This is a genomic window from Pseudarthrobacter sp. MDT1-56, assembly GCF_059383555.1.
In genome coordinates this window covers 1-23,206 of the sequence record NZ_JBWZCK010000002.1, presented here as the reverse complement: position 1 = coordinate 23,206, position 23,206 = coordinate 1, and the positions used below count along the sequence as shown (strand labels likewise).

Sequence of the window (23,206 nt, the reverse complement as noted above, 5' to 3'; positions counted from 1 at the left end):
CAGTTCGGTCCGGTAATTCAGGTGATCGGAGAAACTTAAGCGCTGGTGGCATCCTGCACCTCGCCGACGAGTTCCTCAATGATGTCCTCAAGGAACAGCACGCCTGTTGTTGTGCCGTGGGCGTCAAATACCCGTGCGACGTGGGCTCCCGTGCGGCGCATCACGGCCAGGGCGTCTTCGAGTTCGCTGCCGCTGAACGCCGACGCCAGCTTCCGGATCCGTTTGGCGGGGACCGCCTCGCTGAACGCGGCCGGCGTCGTGAGGTCCATAACGTCCTTGAGGTGCAGGTAGCCGGTGGGGGCGCCGTCGTCGTCCGTGAGGATGTAGCGGGAGTAGCCGTGCGCCGCGACAGCCCGCTGGATATCAGCCGGGGTGGCGGACGACGGCAGCAGCACCATCGAATCGATCGGCACTTCGACGTCGGCGACGGTCTTGGCAGTGAACTCGAAGGCCGCGGTCAGGGTCCCGCTGGTGTCCGTCAGCATCCCGTCCCGGGTGGACTGCTCCACGATGTTCGCCACCTCGTCCAGCGTATAGGCGCTGGTGGCTTCGTCCTTGGGTTCAACTTTGAAGAGCCGCAGAATTGAATTTGCGATGCCGTTCAGGGTCCAGATGACCGGCTTGAACACCCGGGCCACCAGCACCAGCGGCGGCGCCAGGAGCAGCGCAGCCCGGGTCGGAACGGAGAAGGAGATGTTCTTCGGCACCATTTCGCCAAACACCACATGCAGGAACGTCACCAGCAGCAGGGCGACGACGAAGGCGACGATGCCGATGGTCTCAGCCGACAGGGAAGTCAAGCCAAGGGGGATCTCCAGCAGGTGGTGGATCGCCGGTTCCGAGACGTTCAGGATAACCAGGGAGCACACCGTGATGCCAAGCTGGCTGGTCGCCAGCATCAGGGTGGCGTGCTCCATCGCCCAGAGGGTGGTCTTGGCCGCTTTGCTTCCGGCCTCGGCCCTCGGCTCGATCTGCGAACGCCGGGCGGAGATGACAGCGAATTCAGCACCGACGAAGAAGGCATTGACGACCAGCAGGACGACGAGCCAGATGATGCCTGGCAGATATTCACTCATGGGTCAGCTCCTGCGTGAGATTGTCGATGATCCGGTCATGGGCGCTCTGCGGGGGTTCCGCGGATTCATCCGGGGTATACCGGAGCCGCTCGACGTGGGTCCCCACCACGCGTTCCACCCGAAGCGTCCCGCCGTCGATGGCCACCTCGTCGCCGAGTTCAGGGATCCGGTCCAGCCGGTCCGTGACGAAGCCGGCCATCGTGTCGTACTCCTCGCCGTCCGGGACGGTGATGCCGGTCCGGTCCAGGAGTTCGTCGGGCCGGAGGGACGCATCAAAAGTCAGCGAACGGCCCGTCCGTACGACGCCGGTGCGCGCACGGTCGTGTTCGTCTTCCAGCTCCCCGACAATCTCTTCCACCAGGTCCTCGAGCGTGACGATGCCGGCCGTGCCGCCATGCTCGTCCGAGACGATCGCCACCTGCAGGCCCTGCCGGCGCAGGAGTCCCAGGAGGGTGTCGACCCCCATCGACTCAGGCACCCGCAGCGGCTCGATCATGAGGTCGGAGGCGGACACTTCCGATCTATTGTCGAGGGCCACCGCGAAGGCTTGTTTGACGTGCAGCACACCAAGGACCTCGTCCCGGTCCCGGCCGATCACCGGGAAACGCGAATATCCGGTAGCTGTCGCCAGGCTGACGATCTGCTCGGCCGTGTCGTCGGCTCCGATCGTCGCCATCCGCACGCGCGGGGTCATCACGTCGGCGGCACTGTGGTCGGAAAACCGCAGTGTCCGGTGCAACAAGGCCGCGTGGTCCAGGTCAAGGACGCCTTCCAGCGCGGAGCGGCGAACCAGGGAGCTCAATTCCTCGGCACTGCGCGCGCCTGACAGCTCTTCCTTAGGTTCAATGCCGAACGACCTGATGATCGAATTGGCCGTGTTGTTGAACAGGAGAATCACTGGCTTGAAGACCGTGGTGAAGAGCGTCTGGAAAGGAACCACCACTCTCGCCGTGGCCAGCGGAAGCGCCAGGGCGAAGTTCTTGGGCACTAGTTCACCAATCACCATGGAGAAAATCGTGGCCAGGAAGATGCCCACGACAGCCCCCACCCCGGGGACAACCGTTTCGGGGAGACCGGCGCTGGTCAACGGTCCGCTGAGCAGTTTGCTGATGGCCGGCTCAAAGGTGTACCCGGTAAGGAGCGTGGTCAAGGTGATGCCGAGTTGCGCGCCGGAGAGGTGCGTCGACGTGACCTTAAGGGCCTTGATAGTGGGCGTCAGCCGCTTCTCGCCGCGCGCCTGGCGGGCTTCAAGGTCGTTGCGGTCCAGGTTGACCAGGGCGAACTCGGAGGCAACGAACATTCCCGTCCCGACCGTCAGGACGAGGCCAACGCCAATCATGATCCATTCATACATTCGGGCGCCCCTCTCCCGCGGTGGCCGGAATCCCGGTCAGGAGGTTGAGGGGCGAGGGCATATGCGAGGGAGGGTCATCCATAGTGCGAACCAGTCTATCCGCCCTGGCCATGACGCCGCGGAGCAATCCGCTGCAGGCGAACCAACGTTCGGCCATCCTGCCGGGCAACGACGTCACGCCATTCGCACAGCATTTTCACAGGCACGCGCTATTGAAGATACAGCCGGATCTACAAGAATGGTCGAAACTGATAGCGGTGTTCGCGGAATCAATGGTGGCCGTGGCTTGCCGTACGTCAGTGGCGGGCGCCTTGGCCTTCCGAGCTGAAACCGACTACTGATGGGTTTCCGAGCATGTTGACTCTGCGAAAGCACGTACTTCCTTCAGTCCTGGCCGTGTTGCTCCTGTCCGCGACCGCCTGTACTTCCGAATCCGCGGCCGGCTCCCGGCCAAACTTCCTGCCCGAAGAAGTGACCAGCAGCCCCGGCAGCGGCGCGACATCCACCGACCCCAGCATTGCGGCTCCTCGGTTGGGGCCCGCGAGTGCGGTCGACGCACGAACGGTGCTTGAGGCCTTCAGGGGCCGGGGCATGGTGAAGCACATGGAGGCGCTGCAGCGTGTCGCTGATGAGAATGACGGCAACCGCGCCTCGGGGACCTCGGGATACGAGGACTCGGCACGCTACGTGGAGGACCAGTTGCGCGCGGCCGGGTACAACCCGGTCAGGCAGACGTTTACCCACCGGCCCGATGACGAGCGGGTGGAGACCTTCAACATTCTCGCCGACACGGAGGGAAGTGCCGAGAACACCATTGTGGTGGGCGCCCATTTGGACTCCGTGGAGGACGGTCCGGGAATCAACGACAACGCCAGCGGCGTCGCTGCAGTGCTGGAAACCGCCCGGTGGATGAAGGAGAGCGGGATCACGCCGGCGAACCGGGTCCGGTTCGCATTCTGGGGCGCCGAAGAGGATGACCTCGACGGCTCCCGGCACTACGTTGACGAGCTGAGCGCGGCCGAAGTCCGCAGGACAGCGGTCTACCTGAATGTGGACATGGCAGCTTCGCCCAACGGCGTGCGGTCCATCCATGACGGTGACGGGTCGGATTTCGAGGAGGCCGGGCCGAAAGGCTCCCAGGAGATCGAGGACGTCTTTTTCCGGTTCTTCGAAGACAATTCGCTGCCGGCGGAAACCACTCCCTTTGACGGCGGGTCCGATTACGAACCGTTCCTGCGGGCAGGCATTCCCGGCGGCGGGCTGTTCACCGGCGACGTGGAATCCAAGACCAAGGCCCAGATGCAGGCTTACGGCGGTGTGGCCGGGAAGAAACTCGATTCCTGCTACCACAAGGCCTGCGACACCATCAGTAACACCAACGCGGACATGCTGAAGGAAATGTCCGCGGCCCTGGCCTACGCCACCGTCACCTACGCCATGGCCCCGCGCGGTTGACCTCCTGGTCCCTGGATATCGGAGGCGGCAGGCCCTGCACGTCACGAAAAGCAGCCGCTCCGCTGGATCATTTGCCGCCAAAGCATGGCCGCACCCCGGGCCGAGCAGGTAGAACTGAGTCATGACTACCTCACCCCTGGTGCTCGGCCCGATGATGCGGTACGTGGATGAGACCTCGGCGAGCGTCTGGATGGAGACCCGGGCTGCTGCCCGGGTCTCCATCCGCGCAGGCGGACGGGACTGGGTAGCCCGTACCTTCGCGGTGCACGGCCACCACTACGCGCTGGTGGAACTGGACGGGCTGGAGCCGGGAACGGTCACACCGTACGCCGTCGACATCAACGGAAGCCAGGTCTGGCCTGATCCCGCATCGGAGTTCCCGCCGTCCATGATCGCGACGCTGCAGACCGGCAAGCCGCTGCGGATGGCTTTCGGCTCCTGCCGGACCAGTGTGCCGCACGATAAGACCGGCAACCGGACCCACGGCGTCGACTCACTGCGGGCTTACGCAGTGGGGATGGCCTCCGGCGGTGACCTGCAGTGGCCGGATCTGGTGGCTTTCCTCGGCGACCAGGTCTACGCCGACCTGACCAGCGAGCAGATGCAGGAGTTCATCCGCGCCCGCCGGGACACCGATGAACCGCCCGGCGAGGAGCTCAAGGACTATGAGGAATACGCCCACCTCTACAATCTGGCCTGGTCTGACCCCGCGAACAGGTGGCTGCTGTCCACCCTTCCCAGCGCCATGATTTTCGACGACCACGACATCCGCGACGACTGGAATACCTCACTCAGCTGGAGAAAGCAGATGGAGGCCACGTCCTGGTGGCATGGGCGGATCGTCGCCGGGCTGGCCTCCTACTGGGTGTACCAGCATCTGGGGAACCTGTCGCCGCAGGAGCGGGCCGGGGACGCCGTGTGGCAGCTGATCGCCGGGCACGCGGGCGAGGATGAGATCGACGTGAGCGCCGAGCTGGACAGTTTCGCGGACCGGGCAGACAAGGACCCGGGATCGTACCGGTGGAGCTACTGTCGCGATTTCGGGGACACGCGGCTGATTGTGGTGGATTCCCGGGCGGCCCGGGACCTGACGCCGGATGACCGCGCCTTGGTGGACAAGGCGGAAATGGCCTGGCTCGACGGACGGATGCGCGGCGGTTTCCGCCACCTGCTGGTAGCGACGTCGCTGCCTTTCCTGCTGCCGATGGGACTGCACTACGTCGAGTCCTGGAATGAGGCAATTTCCCAAGGTGCGTGGGGGAAACCTGTTTCCCGGGTCGGCGAAAAGCTGCGCCAGGCGGTGGACCTTGAACACTGGGGCGCCTTCCAGAACAGTTTCCAGGAAGTGGCGGCCATGGTGACCGAGGTCGCCGACGGCAAACGCGGCCCGGCACCGGAAACCATCGCGTTTCTCTCCGGAGACGTGCACTACTCCTACGTTTCGGAGGTGGAGCGCTCCTCCGGCAGCCGGATCGTGCAGGCCGTCTGCTCCCCCATCCGCAACCCGCTGCCCCGGCTGATGAGGTCCTTCGCGGCCGTCATGTCCTACGGTCTGGCCTCCCCGGTAGGCGCCCTGGTAGCGCGCTCGGCGAAGGTCCCTGACCCGCCGTTTCGCTGGTCTGGCATCAAAGGGCCCTGGTTCGACAACAACCTGGCCTGCCTGGAAGTAGCACCGGAGGGGCTGAATCTATGGTGGCAGACCGGCGTCGTGGATGGCGGTGACCAGCTGCATCCCCGGCTGAAACTCGTCTCCTCCGTCACGCTGGCACCCCGGCGGGCAGAGGAGCCCGCCGGGTGAGCCCGGCCTCATTACGCCCGGCAGCGGAATAGCAGGAGACTTCGAAGACTTGTTCCCATTGGACGGCCATGGGGCCGCCGCCAGAAAAGGATTCTCCGTGCCAACTGCTTTTGTACCCTTCACCCTGCTCGCCACCGCACGGGAAGGCCACCAGCGCGCCTTCCAAACGGACATCGAGCGGCTGGTATCCGACCACCGTGCACCGCTGTCCACCGTCAAGTCCACGTCGACGATGGCCTGCCTGCGGGGCGCCATCGCAAAAGACGAGCACACCGCCACTGAGGCGAGCCTCGCCACATTCCTGGCGGACCGCCTGGCCACCAACGGCATTCACCTCGACATCACGGTGCGCCTGGAGCATTAGCCCTGGTGGATCGGGTTTGGCGACGGCAGCGGCCCGTTCGTGAGCGCGGACGGCTCGTACCGTTCCAGGGCCGTGCCGCCGGCGACAATCGTCCTCAGTTCCGCGAGGCTCCCTGAAAGATCGCCGGCGGCACGGGCCTGGACCAGCACGTTGCCGAGGGCGGTCGCTTCAACCGGGCCCGCGATGACGGGACGGCCGGTGGCATCGGCCGTGAGCTGGCACAGGAGCCTGTTTTGCGAGCCTCCGCCCACGATGTGCACCACGTCCACCACCACGTCCGCGAGGCGTTCGGCGTCGGCGACTGTCCGGGCGTAGCCAGCAGCGAGGCTGTCCAGGATGCAACGGGTGATCGCAGCGGGGTTGTCGGTGAGGACGGCTCCGGTGATGCGTGAAGCAGCCCGGATCCTTTCGGGCATATTGTCCGGTGCGATGAAGTACGGATCGTTGGCGTTGATTTGGGGCCCGCCTGGCGGCAGGGCGGCGGCGGCCGCCAGCAGCTGGCTCAACTCAAGCGAGTAGCCGCCGGCGGCCCAGCTGCGCTGGCATTCGCTGAGAAGCCAGAGTCCTCCGACGTTGCGGAGGTACCTGATGGTGCCGTCCACGCCGCGTTCGTTGGTGAAGTTCGCCTGCCGGCTGGCTTCGGTGAGCACGGGGCGCTTCAGCTCGACCCCTACCAGGGACCAGGTCCCGGAGGAGATATAGGCGAAGTTCCCGGTCCGGGCCGGGATGGCGGCGACGGCGGAGGCGGTGTCGTGCGAGCCGACGGCCACTACCTTCGTGGCAGGGTCCAGTCCGGTCCTGGCGGCGATGCCGGGCAGCAGGGTGCCGACGGTTTCGCCGGGCTGGATCAGCGGGGGGAACAGGTCCCGGGGCAGCTCCAGAGCGGTCAGGAACTCCGTGGCCCACTGCCCCGCCACGGCATCGAAAAGTCCCGTGGTGGAGGCATTGGTGGCCTCGGTTCGGCGCTGGCCGGTGAGGAGGAACGCGATCAGGTCCGGAACGAGCAGGGCCTGGAGCCCGGTCAGGTCAGCTTCGCTGGCGAGCTGGTAGATCGTGTTGAATTCCAGGAACTGCAGCCCGGTCGTCGCGTACAGGCGTTCCGGATCGAGGCGCCGGTGGACCTTCGCCACCGCACCGCGGCCCCGGCCATCCCGGTAGCTGAAAGGCTGCGCGACCAGCTCGCCGGCGGTGTTCACCCTCCCGTAGTCCACGGCCCAGGTGTCGATCCCGATGCTGGTGAGCCGTTCCCCGTGCTCGGCTGCGCAGCCCGCGGCAGCCGTCAGGCCGGTGAGCACCTCCGCGAAGAGCGCGGTGAAATCCCAGCGCAGGCCGCCGTCGGATTCCACCACGCCGTTGGGGAACCGGTGGACCGTTTCCAGCACAACACCCGGGGTCCCTCCGTCACGGGTGATTCGTCCCAGAATCACGCGGCCGGAGGACGCCCCAATATCGACCGCAGCAAACACCCCGCCGGCCGTGGATGGTGCCGTGGTCATCGGAGGAAGGCGGTGGCGACGCCGGCGTCCACCGGGATGTGCAGTCCGGTGGTGTGCGAGAGTTCGCTGCCGGTGAGGACGGCGACGGCGTTTGCCACGTTTTCCGGCAGGACTTCGCGCTTGAGCAGGGTCCGCTGGGCGTAGTACTTGCCCAGGTCCTGCTCGTCGACACCGTACACGGCGGCGCGCTTGGCGCCCCAGCCGCCGGCGAAGATCCCGGAGCCGCGGACCACCCCGTCGGGGTTGATCCCGTTGACCCGGATGCCGTACTCGCCCAGTTCCGCCGCGAGGAGCCGGACCTGGTGCGCCTGGTCGGCCTTGGTGGCGGAGTAGGCAATGTTGTTCGGCCCGGCGAAGACGGAGTTCTTCGAGGAAATGTAGATAATGTCCCCGCCCATGCCCTGGTCAATCAGGACCCTCGCTGCGGCCTTGGAGACCAGGAAGGAGCCCTTGGCCATGACGTTGTGCTGCAGGTCCCAGTCCTGCTCGGTGGTTTCCAGCAGCGGTTTGGAGATGGACAGTCCGGCGTTGTTGACCACGAGGTCCAGGCCGCCGAAGGCGAGCACGGCGGCGTTCACCGCGGCGATGACCTGGGCTTCGTCGGTGACATCGGCCTGGATGCCGACGGCGACGTCGGAGCCGCCGAGCTCCGCCGCGGCAGCCCGTGCGGTGTCCAGGTTCAGGTCAGCGATGACGACGCAGGCGCCCTCGGCCGCGAGCCGGGTGGCGATGGCCTTGCCGATGCCCGACGCCGCCCCGGTCACCAGCGCGATGCGGGAGGCGTGGGACTTCGGTTGGGGCATGCGGGCCAGTTTGGCTTCCTCCAGCGCCCAGTATTCGATCCGGAACTTCTCGGCTTCCTCGATCGGGGCGTAGGTGGAGATTGCCTCAGCGCCGCGCATCACATTGATCGCGTTGAGGTAGTACTCCCCGGCGACCCGCGCGGTCTGCTTGTCCTTTCCGTAGGAGAACATTCCGACGCCCGGGACCAGGACGATGGCGGGGTCCGCCCCGCGCAGCGCGGGTGAGTCCGCGTCCGCATGGCGGTCGTAGTATCCCTGGTAGTCCTCCCGGTAGGCGGCGTGGAGTTCCTTCAGCCGGGCCACGGACTCCTCGATCGAGGCGTCCGCCGGCAGGTCCAGGACCAGCGGTTTGACCTTGGTGCGCAGGAAATGGTCAGGACACGAGGTACCCAGCGCACCGAGGCGTGGATGTTCGGCGCCTTCGAGGAAGTCAAGGACGGCGGCATCATCGCTGAAGTGTCCGATCACGGGCTTGTCAGTGGAGGCCAGCCCGCGGATCACCGGTGCCAGGGCTGCAGCCCTGGCGCGACGCCCGGCCTCCGGCAGGGCGCCATAGCCGGGAAGTTTCGGTCCGAAAGGCTCGGGCCGGCCGTGTTCCGCGATGTATTTCTCGGCCTGTTCGATGATCCACAGGGAGTTCGTTTCGGCTTCCTCACTGGTGGCGCCCCACGCGGTGGTGCCGTGGCCGCCCAGGATGGTGCCGACGGCCTGCGGGTTGGCGTCCTTGATCGCGGCGATGTCCAGCCCGAGCTGGAAACCGGGACGGCGCCACGGCACCCAGGCCACCTTGTCGCCGAAGATCCTGGCGGTCAGCGCCTCGCCGTCGGCGGCCGTGGCGATCGTGATTCCCGCGTCCGGGTGGAGGTGGTCCACGTGGGCTGCGTCCACCAGTCCGTGCATGGCGGTGTCAATCGAGGGGGCCGCCCCGCCCTTGCCATGCAGGCAGTAATCGAATGCGGCCACCATCTCGTCTTCGCGGTCGACGCCGGGGTAGACGTTTTTTAGGGCCTGCAGCCGGTCCAGGCGCAGGACCGCGAGTCCGGATTCGGTCAGCGTGCCCAGGTCACCGCCGGATCCCTTGACCCACAGGAGCTGCACGTCTTCGCCGGTGACAGGGTCCTTTTCGGTGCCCTTGGCGGAGGTGTTGCCACCGGCGAAATTGGTGTTTCGTTTGTCGGCGCCGAGCCGGTTGGAACGGCGTACCAGCTGTTCAACGGTTGGATTGGTCATGGTCTTAGGCTCCCCATCCGGCCTGGTGGCCGCCCTGGCGGTCGGCATTGATCTTTTCCTGGTATCCGCTGGCGGCGAAGGCTGCCATCGGGTCGGCGGGAAGTCCCCGCGATTCGCGCCATTCCGCCAGTCCGGGGCGGACATCGGTGTAGAACGCGTCCATCAGTACCGCGTTGGCAGCGAGGACATCGCCCGTGTGCTGCGCGGCCTCGAGGGCTGCGGTGTCGACAAGGAGGGCCCGCGCCGTCATCTCCTGGACGTTGAGCACGGAACGGATCTGGCCGGGGATCTTCCCTTCGATGTTGTGGCACTGGTCCAGCATGAACGCCACCCCGGCGGCCGGCTCCAGCCCGCCGCCGCGGACCACCTCGTGCATGATGCGGAACAGCTGGAACGGATCCGCGGCCCCCACAATCAGGTCATCGTCGGCGTAGAAGCGCGAGTTGAAGTCGAAGGAACCGAGCTTCCCCAGCCGCAGGAGCTGCGCGACGATGAACTCGATGTTCGTCCCGGGCGCGTGGTGTCCGGTGTCCAGGCATACCCTGGCCTTCTCGCCCAGGGCGGCGCAGTGCACGTAGGAGGTGCCCCAATCCGGAACGTCGGTGTGGTAGAAAGCCGGCTCGAAGAACTTGTACTCCAGCACCATCCGCTGGTTCTCGCCGAGACGGTCGTAGACCTTGCGGAGGGATTCGGCCAGCCAGTCCTGGCGGGCCCGCATGTTGCCCTGTCCCGGGTAGTTGGTGCCGTCGGCCAGCCAGATTTTCAGGTCCTGCGAGCCGGTCATGTTCATCACTTCCAGGCACTCGTACATATGGTCCACCGCCTTTTGCCGCACCGCCGGATCGCTGTGCGTGAGGCTGCCGAACTTGTAGTCGTCGTCCTGGAAGGTGTTGCTGTTGATCGTCCCGAGCTTGACGCCCAGGCCGGCCGCGTAGTCCGCCAGCACGGCATAGTCGTCGACTTTGTCCCAGGGAATGTGCAGGGCAACCGAGGGGGCAAGCCCCGTCAGGGCGTTGACCTGGGCGGCGTCGGCGAGTTTCTCCTCAATGGTGCGCGGAGTTCCCGGTGTGGCGAAGACCTTGAACCGAGTGCCGGAATTGCCGAACGCCCAGGAGGGCAGTTCGATGCTCTGTTGTTCGAGCGTGGTCAGAACGTCGGTGGGGATAGACACGTCAGTCTCCTAGGGACTTGGACTGGGTGAGGGCTGACGCGGCTGCGGCCAGCTGGTCCTCGAGGTTGAATACTTCGGTCAGTTGGAGGAACCCCTCATCGGGGGCCCCGTTCAGGTCTTCGAAAAAGCCGGACATCTCGGCTTGCCAGCGGGCGTTGATGTCCTTGGCTGCCATCCGGGCCTGGGCTTCCTCGAGGTTGTCGGTTTCGAAGTAGCCGATCAGCAGCCCGTCAGGGCGGAGGAAGAGGGAGTAGTTGTTCCAGCCGGCGGACTTCAGGGCCTGGAGCATCTCCGGCCACACGGCGGCGTGGCGGGCCTTGTACTCGGCGATCCGTCCGGGTTTGAGCTGGAGCTGGAAGCAGACGCGCCTGGTGCTCATGACAGGACCACCTGCCGGTGTTCAATGCCCAGCAGGGACGCGGCTGCCTTGATGTCGGCACCGCGGTGTCCGACGCAGAGCGCCCAGTGGTGGCCGATGGCGGTCTGGCTCCAGCGGTCCACCCAGAGTCCCGGGTCACCGCCGAAGTCCACCCGTGAGGTTGTGTTGCCTATCGCGAGGAGCGGGCCGGGCACCACTTCACCTTCGGAGGTGATGAACACGTAGCTGCCGTCCGGGTCCTGCCCGAGCCCGAACGTGGTGACCGGGCCGTGCCGGACGTCGAATTCGACCGAGACGCCCCAGCCGCGCTTGCCGTGGAAGACGCCCAGGCCACGCAGCAGCGGTTGCTGCGCAGAAACGGCCAGGTGGGCGGGACCGTCGTGGCCCATTTCCACCACGTTGTCGAAGAAGTTCAGGGCCTGGATTTCGGTGAACGACCCGCCGGCACCAATCGCCTGCGCTGCGAGCATGGCGATGGAGGTCCGCAATTCGAACTCGCCGGCCATCGGGATTCCCCGGGCCGTGAGGATGGAGGACCCGAGGATCATCCCGGCACCGAGGCGTTCGTGCTGCTCGCCGGCGAGGCCGCGGTGGTAGTAGGCCACGGAGTCGAGGTCGAAGTCTTCCACGAGCCGGTCCAGGCCGACGGATACTTTCGCGCCCCAGGCGAAGTCGTCGTCGTTCACGGAACCGTCGAGGACAAACAGCTGCCGGGCCAGGTCGAGGCGTTCAGCGACTTCAGTGTCGGTGACCTCGTTCACCCGTTCCCGGAGGTCATCGAATTCCAGCACTTCGACGTGGGAGCCGAAGGTCGTGGAGACGGTGGTGAGGTCGGTGGCGACATCCAGCATGCCCGGATACAGGTGGCCCATGAGCCCGTGCCGGGCGTTGCGCAAGCGGGCGCGGACGCCGGCCGCGTGCACCCACCGGGTGATGCGGTCCCAGGCGGCTTCCTGCTTGAGGTGCCCGGAAACGGAGCGGAACTCGATGCCGGCCCGGCGGAAGACGTTGGCGACCTCGGGGACCGGGCACTGGCCGCAGTAGGCCAGCCACTTTCCGGTGTCGAAGTTGGCGTGGTCCATGGCTTCGGTGGGCTGCAGGTCAATCACCAGGACGGGGGTCTTGGCCCGCTGGGCGATGGGGAGCACCATCGACGAGGTCAGGTAGGTGGTCAGGAAAATGACGATGAGGTCGCAGTCGGCGATGCGAAGCTTTTCGCCGGCTGCGGCTGCTTCCTGCGCATCGGAGATGAAGCCGGTGTTGACGACGTCGGCGTCGAGTGCTTCGAAGCGGTCCGTCACGTAGCGGACGGACTCCTGCAGCTGCGGCAGCAACTCGGGAAACTGGGGCCAGTAGGCGCCAAGGCCGCCGGAGACCAATCCGATGCGGGTGGGCCGGCGGCGGTGCGGTTGGAGCAGCCGCGCATCCGGTTGTTTCTGGTTCATGTGAAGGGGCCTTCCGGCATGGAAAAGGAACTCGTGGGGCTCAGCGCGCCCGCTCCCGGCAGGGGACGGTGCAGTGTACGGGGGCGGTGCGGGGTTGGCGCCGGGCAGGCTGTCAGCAGCCTGCCCGGCGGCTCAGTTCGGGCCGCTCAGACGCGGCGGCTCAGAAGTTGTACTTGTCGATGTTCTCGGCGTTGAAGACCGTGGGCGGTCCGACGATCACGAGGCCACCCTTTTCGACTTTGCGTTCGCCCAGCTCGCCGGCGGTGAACGTGTCCCCTTCGGCGCCGGTCATCTTGCCGTCCGTGAGCGCCTTGCCGGCAAAGGCGGCAACGTAGCCCAGCTGCGCCGGATCCCAGAGGGCGAATTCCTTCACGGTCCCGTCCTTGACGAAGGGTCGCATTTCATTGGGCAGCCCCAGACCGGTGAGGGCTACTTTGCCCTTGTACTCGGAGGTCGAGAGGTACCGGGCGGTGGCCGCAATGCCGACGGTGGTCGGTGAGATGATGCCCTTCAGGTTCGGGTGGGCCTGCATCAGGCCCTGGGCTTCCTGGAACGACTTGGTGTCGTTGTCGTCGCCGTACACCTTGGATACGAGTTTGATGTCCTTGTAGGCGGGGTTGGAGGCCAGTTCCTCTTCCATGAACTTGATCCACTCGTTCTGGTTCGTGGCGTTCGCCGTGGCTGACAGGATGGCGATTTCGCCGCTGCCGCCGATCTGCTCGGAAATCAGCTTGGTCTGGATCAGCGCCACTTCCTTGGCCACCACCTGGCTGATGAAGACGTCGCGGCAGTCCGGGTTGGCGTCCGAGTCGAACGCCACGATCTTGGCACCGGCCGACCGGGCTTCACCGAGCGCCGTGCAGACGGCGTCGGGATCGTTGGCGGCGATCACAATGACGTTGGTGCCGGCCTGCGTCTCGGCGTTGATGAACGAGACCTGGCTGGAGGCGGAGGCCTCGAGCGGTCCGACCACCTGGGCGGAGGCGAAGCCGGCTTCGGTGGCGCCCTTCTTGCCGCCGCCCAGGACAACGTCGGTGTAGGGGTTGTTGAGCTGCTTGGGGATGAAGGTGATCTTCAGGTCCCCGCCCGCGGCGGGACTGCTTCCATCGGTGGATCCCGAGCCGCTGTTGCAGGCGGTCAGGGCTAGTGCGGCGGCGGCAGCGATGGCCACCACGCCCGCCAAACGGCCGGTCTGGCCCGGGCTCTTGCGGTTCAACATCATTGTTCTTCCTTTTTCCTCGTGCGGTCGGTACAGCCGGTCCGTTCTGGATGCGGCGGGTAGTGCAGTGGGCAAAATTTCAGCTGGTGCTTGCGGTGAAACTTCGGCGGACGCGTCGGGTGTGGCGCCATTGTTTGATCGCGGAGCCGACGCTCGGTGCCACGACCGAGACGATCAGCAGCAGCCCGGTCACGGTGATGAGGACGACGTCGGACACGCGGGCCAGGCGGAGGGCGTAGTTGAGGCTTCCGATCAGCAGGACACCGGCGATCACGCCGGGGATGGACCCCTTGCCGCCGAAGATCGAGACCCCGCCCAGCAGAACCGCTGCGATGACGGCGAGTTCCAGGCCGGACGCGTTGTCGCTGCGGGCGCTCGTGTAGCGCAATGTCCAGTAGATCCCGGCCAGGGCCGAGACTGCGCCGGAGGCCACATAGAGCCAGAACTTGCTGCGGGCCACCTTGATGCCGACAAAGCTGGCGGCTTCCTTGCTGTAGCCGATGGCGAACAGACCGCGGCCGAACGGCGTGAAATGCAACAGGACCCCAAAGAAGACGATGACGACCACGACGCCGATCATGACGGTGGGGATGCCCGTGCCGCCGAGCTTGGAGGTGAAGAAGGCAGTCAGGGCTTTCGGGAAATTGGCCACGGCGTTGTCGCCGATAGTGACGAGGGCCAGGCCCCGGAAGAGGGCCAGGGTGCCGATCGTGACCGCCAGGGAGGGCAGTCCGAGGACCGCGATCAGGAAGCCGTTGAACATTCCGGCCGCGATGCCGGCGAGCAGGCTGATCGCCAGGACCAGCCAGATGTCCATGCCGCCGGCCCAGAGCACGCCCATCAGGGCGCTGGTCAGTCCTGCAATGCTCGCGACCGAGAGGTCGATTTCGCCGGTGATGATGATCAGGGTCATTGGCATGGCGATCAGCAGGACCGGGATGACGTCCAGGAGCAGGAATCCGGTGGTTACCGGTGAAGCGAAACGCGGGATGGCGATGGCTGCATAGATCAGGAACGCCAGCAGGGCATAGATGGTGATGGCGTCGCGGCCGGCCAGGATCCTCGCGGCGCCTGTCCTGCCCTTGGGTTCGGAGGCCAGCGGCTTGGTGCTGTCAGCCACCGGAGCCGGAACCGTGCCGGTTGTCGATGTGGTTTCAGACATTGCGTGCCTCGCTTATCCGCAGTTTCTTGGCTGTGCGCAGGCTTGCCACGCGGTCAATGATGATGGCCGTGAGGATCAGTACGCCGACGATTGCCTGTTGCCAGAATTTGTCGACGCGCAGGGCGGTCAGGGAGCTGGTGATGGTGGTGAGGAGCAACGCGCCGAGGGCGGCGCCGGTCACCGATCCGCTGCCGCCGAAGATGGCCACTCCCCCCACGACGGCGGCAGCCACGACGGTCAGTTCCATGCCGGTTCCCGTGGTGGCGCCGACGGAGTTGAAGCGGCTGGCGTAGAGCACGCCGGCCAGTCCGGCCAGGGCACCGTTGGCCAGGAAGGCCAGGAGCACGCGCTTGGACACCTTGATGCCGAAGGCGGTGGCCGCATCCGGATCGGAACCGATGGCGTAGAGGTCGCGTCCAGGACGGGTGCCGGCCATGTAGACCGCCACCGCGACGACGACCAGGATGGCCAGCAGGGTGATGATGGGGAACCCCAGCACGGTGTCCACCGAAAGGGCTCCGAAGGCGTCCGGCCGGTCCCCGGCGAAGTACTGCTTCCCACCGGCCCAGGCGTTGTTCAGGCCACGGAAGACGTAGAGGGTTCCGAGGGTGATGACGAGGGCGGGCACCTTGGCCGCGGTCACCAGGAGCCCGTTGATCGCCCCCAGCAACGCGCCGAAGGCCATGCCGATCACGAACACCGCAAAAATCGGCAGCTCGGGCATGGCGGAGAAGATGGAGCCGGTGCCGAAGGCCACCAGCCCCAGCATCGACCCCACGGACAGGTCGATGTTCCGGGTAATGATCAGCAGGGTCTGCCCGGCCGCCAGGATCATCACGATGGTGGCATTGAGCAGGAGGTCCTTGACGCCCTGGGGCGTTAGGAACAGCGGGTTGATCAGGTAGGTGACGAGCACCAGCAGCGCCAGTGCGATGATCACGGGCACTTCGCGCAGCCGCAGCACGGAGGCCACGGCACCACGGGCACTGCCGGCGGGCGCCGCCGTCGTCGGCTTTTTGTGGTCCAGAGCTGAGCTCACAGGGTTCCTCCTGCGGAAGATGTTGCGGCGTGCATGACGGATTCGGGGTTGGCCACGGCGCGGTCCAGTTCGGCGGTGATCCGGCCCTCGCGCATGACCAGGACGCGGTCCGCCATCCCGAGGACTTCGGGCAGTTCGGAGGAGATCATGAGGATGGCGATCCCCCGTCCCGCGAGGTCGGAAATGAGCCGGTGGACCTCGCTTTTGGTCCCGACGTCGATCCCTCGGGTGGGTTCGTCAATGATCAGCAGCTGCGGGTCGGTGGCCAGCCACTTGGCAAGCACCACCTTCTGCTGGTTTCCGCCGGAGAGGGTGGAGACTGCGTGTTCCTGCGATCCGGCCTTGACCTGGAGCCGCTTGCTCCAGTCCTGGGCGGCACGGCGCTCGGCGGCGCCGTTGATCAGGCCCGCCGTCGCCAGCTTGTTGCGCAGCGTGAGGGTGACGTTACGGGCCACGGAGAGGTTCATGACCAGTCCCTGCTTGCGGCGGTCTTCAGGAACGAATCCCATGCCCGCGGTGATGGCCGCCTGCGGATCGCGTGCTTTGAGTCTTCTTCCTTTGAAACTGATCTCACCGGCGTCGTAGGGGTCGATGCCGAAGACGGCGCGGGCGACCTCCGTGCGGCCGGCGCCCACCAGGCCGGCCAGCGCCACGATCTCCCCGGCCCGGACCTCGAAGCTGATGTCGTTGAAGACCCCGGCCCGGCTGAGGCCGTCGACCTTCAGGACAGTGTCGCCGATCTCCGCAACGGTCTTGGGGAAGAGCGCCTCGATGTCGCGGCCGACCATCTCGCGGACAATCTCCGCGACGGTGACATCGGAGGTCCGGTGCGTGGAGATGTACCGGCCGTCCCGCATGACCGTGATCCGGTCGCACAGATCAAAGACCTCGTCGAAGCGGTGCGAGATGAAGAGGATGCCGGTGCCCTTGTCCCGGAGGCTGCGGGCGACGGCGAACAGCCGCTCCACTTCCACTCCGCTCAGCGCTGCCGTCGGTTCGTCCATCACGAGCACTTTGGCGTCGAGCGATATGGCCTTGGCGATTTCGATGATCTGTTGGTCCGCAATGGACAGGCCCTCGGCAATACGCGTCGGATCGATGGGGACGCCGAGGCGGTCGAAGAGTTTGCTGGCCTCCCGGACCATGGCCGCCTTGCTGATCAGGCCGAACCGGCCCTTGGGCTGGCGTCCGACGAAGATGTTCTCCGCGACGGTGAGGTCCGGAAAGAGCGTGGGTTCCTGGTAGATGACGGAGATGCCCGCGGCCTTGCTGTCGCCGACGTTGCGGAACTGGACACTCTCGCCGCCGACCCTGAAGTCGCCGGAATCCGGATGGTGCAGGCCGGCGAGGATCTTCACCAGGGTGGACTTTCCGGCCCCGTTCTCGCCGACCAGGGCGTGGATTTCGCCGGCCCGGAGTTCGATGGTGCCATCGGCCAGCGCGACCACCGGGCCGAAGGTCTTGGCTGCATGGGAAAGGGAAAGTACCGGTCCCGGTCCGTCCGGTGAGGGACCGGACCGGGAGCTGTCTGTCTGCTGCATGGAAGTAACCGCACCTTTGGGGCTGAGTGAACATCATAATGAATCGTTTCAGAGCTGCTGTGATTTGAATCATATGAGCAGGGTGGCCTCGTCGTCAATAGGCCCAGAATCCCCGCGCCGGCATTTTTGATTCGTTTCAATGAAAGGGTTCAAAATGGGTCCGGGGCGGGTATCCTAGGGGCACCAACTTCGGTTCGCCCGCTTGCCTCTCCCCCGCGGCGGCGACGTCCCGCCTTCAGGAGCTCAGGAATGGTTTCAGCCAGCGTCAAGGACGTCGCGGCCCTGGCCGGCGTCTCCGTCGGGACGGTATCGAACGTGCTGAACCGTCCGGAAAAGGTGTCCACGGAGGTCACCTCCCGGGTGCAGGCCGCGATCGACAAGCTTGGATTCGTGCGCAACGACGCCGCACGCCAGCTCCGCGCCGGCCTGAGCCACAGTGTTGGCCTGGTGGTGCTGGACGCCGCGAACCCCTTCTTCACCGATCTGGCCAGAGGAGCGGAAGACCGGGCTGCTGCCGAACATTTCACCGTACTGGTGGGCAACAGCAACGAGGACGCAGGGCGGGAAGCGGCCTACCTGGATCTGTTTGAACAGCAGCGTGTCCGCGGCGTGCTGATCTCCCCCGTGGGCAATGTGATCCCCCGGCTTGAACAGCTGCGCCGCAGGGGTATCCCCACGGTCCTGGTGGACCGGCAGGCGGATAACTTGAGTTTCTCTTCCGTCGCGGTGGACGACCTGGCCGGCGGTGAGATGGCTGTTGCGCACCTGCTCTCCGTGGGCCGGCGCCGGATCGCCTTCGTGGGCGGGCCGGAAACTATCCGCCAGGTGGCAGACCGGCTGTCCGGAGCGCGCAAGGCCATCGAGGCTGCGCCCGGCGCCAGCCTGGAAGTCATCAGGACGGAGTCGTTGACCGTCCTGTCCGGCCGTGCCGCCGGCGAAGCCATCCGGCTCCGGCCCGCGGCACAACGGCCGGATGCGATTTTCGCGGCCAACGATCTGCTCGCGGTGGGTGTCCTGCAGGGGCTCATGCTGATGGGCGGCGTGCCGGTGCCGCAGGAAATTGCGTTGATTGGCTATGACGATATCGAGTTCGCCGCGGCCGCCGTGGTCCCCCTTTCGTCCATCCGGCAGCCCAGCGCCCTGATTGGTTCCACCGCCCTGGAGTTGTTGCTCCGGGAGGCCAACCCGGAGTCCGGGTTTGTGCCACGCCAGGTCGTCTTTCCCCCTGAACTGGTGGTCCGGGCGTCCACCTTGGTCTGACGGCACGGGGTGGCATCGCGAAATCCGCCCCGGCGTCACGGACGGGTGAAGGTCTACCGGTATTGGAGCGGCGCCGCGGGGTCAGGAGCGATGGTGTCCGCCAAACCCTGGCGGCCGTCCTCGGCGGCACCCCCGGGTGCCGTCCCGTCGGTCGCCGGCTTTTCCGGGGGAAGTTCGCGGGGCGGCCCGGTCCCGCCAGGGCCAGGGCTGCCCGGTGTGGGGAAAGCCGCGGTGTCCGCTGCGATTGCGTCGCAGACGCTGTCGACCTCATGCCAGAATCTGGCGTCAACCCAGTAGCCGGTATGGCTAAGGATCCGAGGCAGCGGCTGGGCGAACACGAATTTGTCCGTCGGCGGGTCGACAAGGCGGACGTCCGTCGTACTGGGCGCGGGCCAGTCATCCGTGGCGACCGGTCCGCCGATGTAATCGGTCTCGTAGTAGACGTTGCGCCACCGGACCGCACCGATGCCGCCGTGGCCCCCGGCGAAATTCTGCAGGAGTCCGTCGCTGACCAGGGCGGGAAACGCCCAGCGATACAGCTTCGCCAGCGGGGAACCGAGGGTCACCAGGCCGACGGTCTTCTCCTCGTGGCGGGCGGACTGGCGCGCCAGCGCGGCGGCGGCCACCATGCTGCCCTGCGAGTGCGCGGTGAGCACCACCCGGCCCTGGTTGTCATGCAACCGCCAGATCCGGCGTGTCAGCTCGGGCACCGCCCGCTCGGTGTACGAAGGAGGGGCGAACGGGTGGAAGGACCGCGGAAAGAACGTCCCGACGTCGAACGGCGAGAGCAGGATCTTGCGCCATTTCTCCTGCCGGAACGCGAGCCGGAGGACCACCCCGTACACAATGGGCAACGAGGCGCTGATCCACGTGGCCACTCCGATGTTCAGGAAGGGCGGATCCTGATCGAGCACAAAGACCTGGGTGGCAAAAAGCGCCACACCCAGCAGAGCCGCACCGGCGACCGCAATCATCAGGTAGGCCGCCAGGGTGGGGGCGTACTCGCCGAGCAATCGCATCCTCGCCACCTTGCGGACCCAGGGGCTGGGGCGCGTTCCGTCACCTGCCCGTAGGGCTGCGGACCGGCCCCAGCTGAACGGCGCCGGGTCAAAGGCCGACACCGTCCAGGCGTTCCCGCGACTCCGGGACGTCCTGCTTGCCGGTGCTGCAGCTTCCATGGGCGGACCGGCCTGCACTGCCTCCGCTGCGTCGTAGTCGCGCTGGAGTTCGACCACGAGGCTCACCGCGCGCTGCCGTGATGTGACGGACAGCCACACGCCGGCGGCCGCCGCGAAAAGTCCAAGCACGCCGATAAGGCCCAGGGCCAGAAGGGAAGCGATCGACGCCACCGCCTTCGGCACCCACAGCACCGGGCCCGCGTAATTGCCCGCAGCGGGTCGCCCGCCGCTGACTTCTTGTGGCCCGAGCCCGTATTCGATCGTCCCGAGCCCGGCGGCGACGAGCATCATCAACGACAACAGCACTGCGTTGGCCACTATGAGTGCCACGACATTCAGGACCAGTGGCGCCGCCCACGGGAACACACTGTTGGAGCCGCGAGCAATGGCCGTCAAGCGCTTGATCCGCCCGGGCCCGGGCTCCTCGACCCTCAGGGCGTTCCGCCACCGGATGATCCACGCCGCCACCAGCTGCATCATCAAGGGGACCAGCAGCACGAGAGTGAGCGCCCAGCCAGTAGCGACAGACGAACCGATGCCCGGCAGGACGCCCGCCGGTTGGGTGACGGTCTCCGGCCCACCGCCGGCCTCGTTGAGTTCCAGAGGCAGGGTCAGGGCGCCGGTGACCGAGGCCAGCAGGGCGCCGATTGCTGCATAGAGCGTTCCCCGGGCGAGCTGCTCGTGCGCCTCGTCCGATGCGAGCATCACGATGACAGCAGCGATCACGACGGCGGAGGCCACGCCGGCTGCCCGGGCGGCCACGTGGGCGCCCGTGTCCGTGAGGTCCACACGTCCGCCGAGTTCGGACACGCACCAGCCCAGCGTCCCCGCCGCCACCGCCAGGCCGGCCGCCAGGTGCAGTTCCGAGAGGTGCTGGTGCCACCGGCGCCCGGACCAGAAGTCAGCGCTGCGCAACCCGCCCGACTGCGCCGCGGCACAGCGGCCGTAGGGCACGGGCCTGGCCGTTCCCGGCGCGGGCGGTTCAACGCCTTCATAGCTGGTGCGCGAACGGGAAGCCAGAACGTAGAAGATCACCGCGACGGTTACCGGCGCGATGATGCCCGCGGCCAGCCGGAAGCCGGGGCGGTCGTACGGCGCCACGAAGTCCAGAAACTGGGCACCCCACAGCCTGGAGCGGCACTGCTGCTGGCCCAGGCATTGGTAGGCGACGGTATCCAGGCTCGGCATGGTGACCATAATCGCGGTGCTCAGGGTCAGCGCGAGGGCGGCGAGGCGGGCAAACCACCGGAACGTCTTCGTCGTCGGCTCCGCGGTTGCCTCCTCATCGCCGGACATCACCCGGCGCCGGGCCATCCACCCGGCCATGTTGGCAAGCATCGACGGCAGCAGCGGCGTCCACAGCACCCGGAGCGGCGAGTGCGAGGTCAGGCCGCCCCACGAGTAAGCCTCACGGTGTCGGCCGCGGGCATCGCTTGTCCGGTAGAACCCGGCGATGCGATCCCCCGCGACCCTCGTCGGCCGCAGATCGCCGAGAAGATCCTCCGGCGGTGTGCCGCCCACGCCGTGCACACGGATCTCCGTCAGACCGTCGAGATTGACGGCACCGGGAACGAGTCCGGCCGAGTCCTTGATGTCGCTCATCGCGCCCCACGCTTAACGTCGGCCGAAACCCGGGTCCAGCCGCAGCAGCGGCATCGGCAAGCCAGGCCGGCGGCGCTCATCCGGGTGAGCCGGAATGGGCTGCCTGGCAAAATCCGCCACGATGACCTCCTGCCTCAGCGGGACGGCGCAGGGCTGGACTCGATATTGGACCTTGCGGCCGCAGATTGCAATGGCTGGGTGCGGGACCGCCGAGGGGTTCCGCGCCAGCTCAGGCGGCGGCCGGGCGGTGGTCGGTGCCGCGCATACGGACGGCCACCAGCAGACCTGACAGGGCTGTGAGTCCTGCGACGACGCCGACGGCGGCCGGGATGCCGTAGGCGTCGGCGATGATGCCGGAGAGCAGGGCGCCGACAGCGAATCCGCCGTCGCGCCACAGCCGGTAGATGCCTACGGAGCGCGCACGCCACTCCGGGTGCGCGACGTCGCCGATGGCGGCGAGCAGGGTCGGGTAGACCATCGCCGTGCCGAGGCCCAGGAGGATGGCGGCGGCCAGCCAGATCCCGAAGTCCTGGCCGACGGCGATCATTGCCAGGGCGGCGGCCTGGAGCAGCATACCGCCCACGATCAGCCATTTCCGGCCGTATTTGTCCGACAGTGCGCCGGTGACGAGTTGGGCGGCACCCCAGACGGCGGGATAGACGGCGGCCAGGATGCCGATCTTTTCGATCGTCAGTCCGGCCGCGGCGAACAGGACGGGGAAGAGTCCCCAGGCCAGGCCGTCGTTGAGGTTATTGACCATGCCGGCCTGGCTGACCGACGACAGTGACTTGTCCCGGAAGCTGGTGAGGGTGAAGATTTCCCGGTTGCTCAGTTCGCCGTGGGCCTCGCCGTGGGCCAACGTATGGTTGGCTGCTTCGAGCTTCGCGTGGCCCCGGGTTTCCTTCACGGCGAAGACCGAGAGGCCGAGACCGAGTGCGATGTAGGCGGCGCCCAGCAGGAACGGTCCGGGCCGCAGACCGTAGTTGGCGGCGATGTAGCCGGTGGCCAGGGCGGTGCCGGCGACCCCGAGGTACCCGGCCGCCTCGTTCAGGCCCATGGCGAGGCCCCGCTTGGACGGGCCGACGAGGTCCATTTTCATGATGACGGTGGTGGACCATGTGAGGCCCTGGCTGATGCCCAGGATGACGTTGGCCGCGACGATCCAGCCCCAGCTCGGTCCGAAGATCAACATCAGCGGGACGGGCAGGGCGATAACCCAGCCGACGATCAGGACAGGTTTGCGGCCGTAACGGTCTGAGAGGGTGCCGGCGAAGTAGTTGGTGGCGGCCTTGGCGAGGCCGAAGGCCAGGATATACGTCAGCGCGGACGTGTAGAGGTCGAGGTGGAAGACCTGTCCGGCGAGCAGCGGGAGGACCGTGCGTTCCTGGCCCAGGGTGCCGCCGACCAGCGCGTTGACGGCGACGAGGAGCATGAACTGGGCCAGGTTCTGCCGCAGGCCCAGCGTAATGCCAGTGCGACGGTGCCGCTGCTGCAGCGAGTTGGTGTTGCCGGAGGTCATGGTGCTCCACGTGGTTGGGACGAAGTGTGGCGGCGGCCCTGGTGTTCAGGGCCGCCGCCAGGGGTGTCAGTCAGGTGTTGACTAGTTGGCGGGGACGGTTTCGCGGGTCTGCTGG

General features: G+C 66.6%; 17 protein-coding genes. 4 read left to right on the top strand and 13 right to left on the bottom strand.

The window, feature by feature from the left end; all coding sequences use genetic code 11:
* Positions 1-35 precede the first annotated feature (35 nt).
* Both AC50YC_RS03310 and AC50YC_RS03305 read right to left on the bottom strand, forming a co-directional pair.
* The gene (locus tag AC50YC_RS03310) at positions 36-1,076 is read right to left on the bottom strand and encodes a hemolysin family protein (RefSeq protein WP_494952193.1); all 1,041 of its coding nucleotides are present in this window, start codon (positions 1,074-1,076) and stop codon (positions 36-38) included.
* Positions 1,069-2,430 carry a hemolysin family protein gene (locus AC50YC_RS03305; protein WP_494952192.1) on the bottom strand — a complete coding sequence of 454 codons (1,362 nt, stop codon included), beginning with the start codon at positions 2,428-2,430 and terminating at the stop codon, positions 1,069-1,071. The genes AC50YC_RS03310 and AC50YC_RS03305 overlap by 8 nt, the downstream gene beginning before the upstream one ends.
* 591 nt (positions 2,431-3,021) lie before the next feature.
* Here AC50YC_RS03305 and AC50YC_RS03300 point away from each other — a divergent pair.
* From AC50YC_RS03300 to AC50YC_RS03290, 3 genes are all read left to right on the top strand, one after another.
* Complete coding sequence (locus tag AC50YC_RS03300; protein WP_494952191.1) at positions 3,022-3,885, top strand: M20/M25/M40 family metallo-hydrolase; 864 nt, start codon at positions 3,022-3,024, stop codon at positions 3,883-3,885.
* A gap of 121 nt (positions 3,886-4,006) precedes the next feature.
* Positions 4,007-5,683, top strand: coding sequence for an alkaline phosphatase D family protein (locus tag AC50YC_RS03295; protein WP_494952190.1), 1,677 nt, complete (start codon positions 4,007-4,009; stop codon positions 5,681-5,683).
* Between the two features lie 97 nt (positions 5,684-5,780).
* Positions 5,781-6,047, top strand: coding sequence for a hypothetical protein (locus tag AC50YC_RS03290; RefSeq protein WP_494952189.1), 267 nt, complete (start codon positions 5,781-5,783; stop codon positions 6,045-6,047).
* On the opposite strand, the gene AC50YC_RS03285 is transcribed toward AC50YC_RS03290, so the two are convergent.
* From AC50YC_RS03285 to AC50YC_RS03245, 9 genes are all read right to left on the bottom strand, one after another.
* Positions 6,044-7,543 (bottom strand): rhamnulokinase, encoded by a 1,500-nt coding sequence (locus AC50YC_RS03285; protein WP_494952188.1) that lies wholly within the window; start codon positions 7,541-7,543, stop codon positions 6,044-6,046. The genes AC50YC_RS03290 and AC50YC_RS03285 overlap by 4 nt on opposite strands.
* Positions 7,540-9,576, bottom strand: coding sequence for a bifunctional aldolase/short-chain dehydrogenase (locus AC50YC_RS03280; protein WP_494952187.1), 2,037 nt, complete (start codon positions 9,574-9,576; stop codon positions 7,540-7,542). Before AC50YC_RS03280 ends, AC50YC_RS03285 begins: the two co-directional genes overlap by 4 nt.
* Before the next feature lie 4 nt (positions 9,577-9,580).
* Positions 9,581-10,747 (bottom strand): L-rhamnose isomerase, encoded by a 1,167-nt coding sequence (rhaI, locus tag AC50YC_RS03275; RefSeq protein ID WP_494952186.1) that lies wholly within the window; start codon positions 10,745-10,747, stop codon positions 9,581-9,583.
* Between the two features lies 1 nt (position 10,748).
* The gene (locus AC50YC_RS03270; protein ID WP_494952185.1) at positions 10,749-11,126 is read right to left on the bottom strand and encodes an L-rhamnose mutarotase; all 378 of its coding nucleotides are present in this window, start codon (positions 11,124-11,126) and stop codon (positions 10,749-10,751) included.
* Positions 11,123-12,571 carry an arabinose isomerase gene (locus AC50YC_RS03265; RefSeq protein ID WP_494952184.1) on the bottom strand — a complete coding sequence of 483 codons (1,449 nt, stop codon included), beginning with the start codon at positions 12,569-12,571 and terminating at the stop codon, positions 11,123-11,125. Before AC50YC_RS03265 ends, AC50YC_RS03270 begins: the two co-directional genes overlap by 4 nt.
* 160 nt (positions 12,572-12,731) lie before the next feature.
* Positions 12,732-13,793 (bottom strand): rhamnose ABC transporter substrate-binding protein, encoded by a 1,062-nt coding sequence (gene rhaS / locus AC50YC_RS03260; RefSeq protein ID WP_494952183.1) that lies wholly within the window; start codon positions 13,791-13,793, stop codon positions 12,732-12,734.
* A gap of 76 nt (positions 13,794-13,869) precedes the next feature.
* Positions 13,870-14,952 (bottom strand): ABC transporter permease, encoded by a 1,083-nt coding sequence (locus tag AC50YC_RS03255; protein ID WP_494952182.1) that lies wholly within the window; start codon positions 14,950-14,952, stop codon positions 13,870-13,872.
* Positions 14,945-15,991, bottom strand: a complete 1,047-nt coding sequence (locus tag AC50YC_RS03250; protein WP_494952181.1) for an ABC transporter permease — start codon at positions 15,989-15,991, stop codon at positions 14,945-14,947. Before AC50YC_RS03250 ends, AC50YC_RS03255 begins: the two co-directional genes overlap by 8 nt.
* A complete protein-coding gene (locus AC50YC_RS03245) occupies positions 15,988-17,532 on the bottom strand; it encodes a sugar ABC transporter ATP-binding protein (protein ID WP_494952180.1) in 1,545 nt (514 codons plus the stop codon). Before AC50YC_RS03245 ends, AC50YC_RS03250 begins: the two co-directional genes overlap by 4 nt.
* A gap of 249 nt (positions 17,533-17,781) precedes the next feature.
* On the opposite strand from AC50YC_RS03245, the gene AC50YC_RS03240 reads away from it, so the two are divergent.
* Positions 17,782-18,792 (top strand): LacI family DNA-binding transcriptional regulator, encoded by a 1,011-nt coding sequence (locus AC50YC_RS03240; protein WP_494952179.1) that lies wholly within the window; start codon positions 17,782-17,784, stop codon positions 18,790-18,792.
* Between the two features lie 53 nt (positions 18,793-18,845).
* Here AC50YC_RS03240 and AC50YC_RS03235 read toward each other — a convergent pair whose 3' ends face one another.
* Positions 18,846-21,572: a hypothetical protein gene (locus AC50YC_RS03235; RefSeq protein ID WP_494952178.1), complete on the bottom strand. Its 2,727-nt coding sequence runs from the start codon at positions 21,570-21,572 to the stop codon at positions 18,846-18,848.
* Positions 21,573-21,801: 229 nt separating this feature from the next.
* Entirely contained in the window at positions 21,802-23,091 is a 1,290-nt protein-coding gene (locus AC50YC_RS03230; protein WP_494952177.1) for an MFS transporter, read from the bottom strand.
* Positions 23,092-23,206 lie beyond the last annotated feature (115 nt).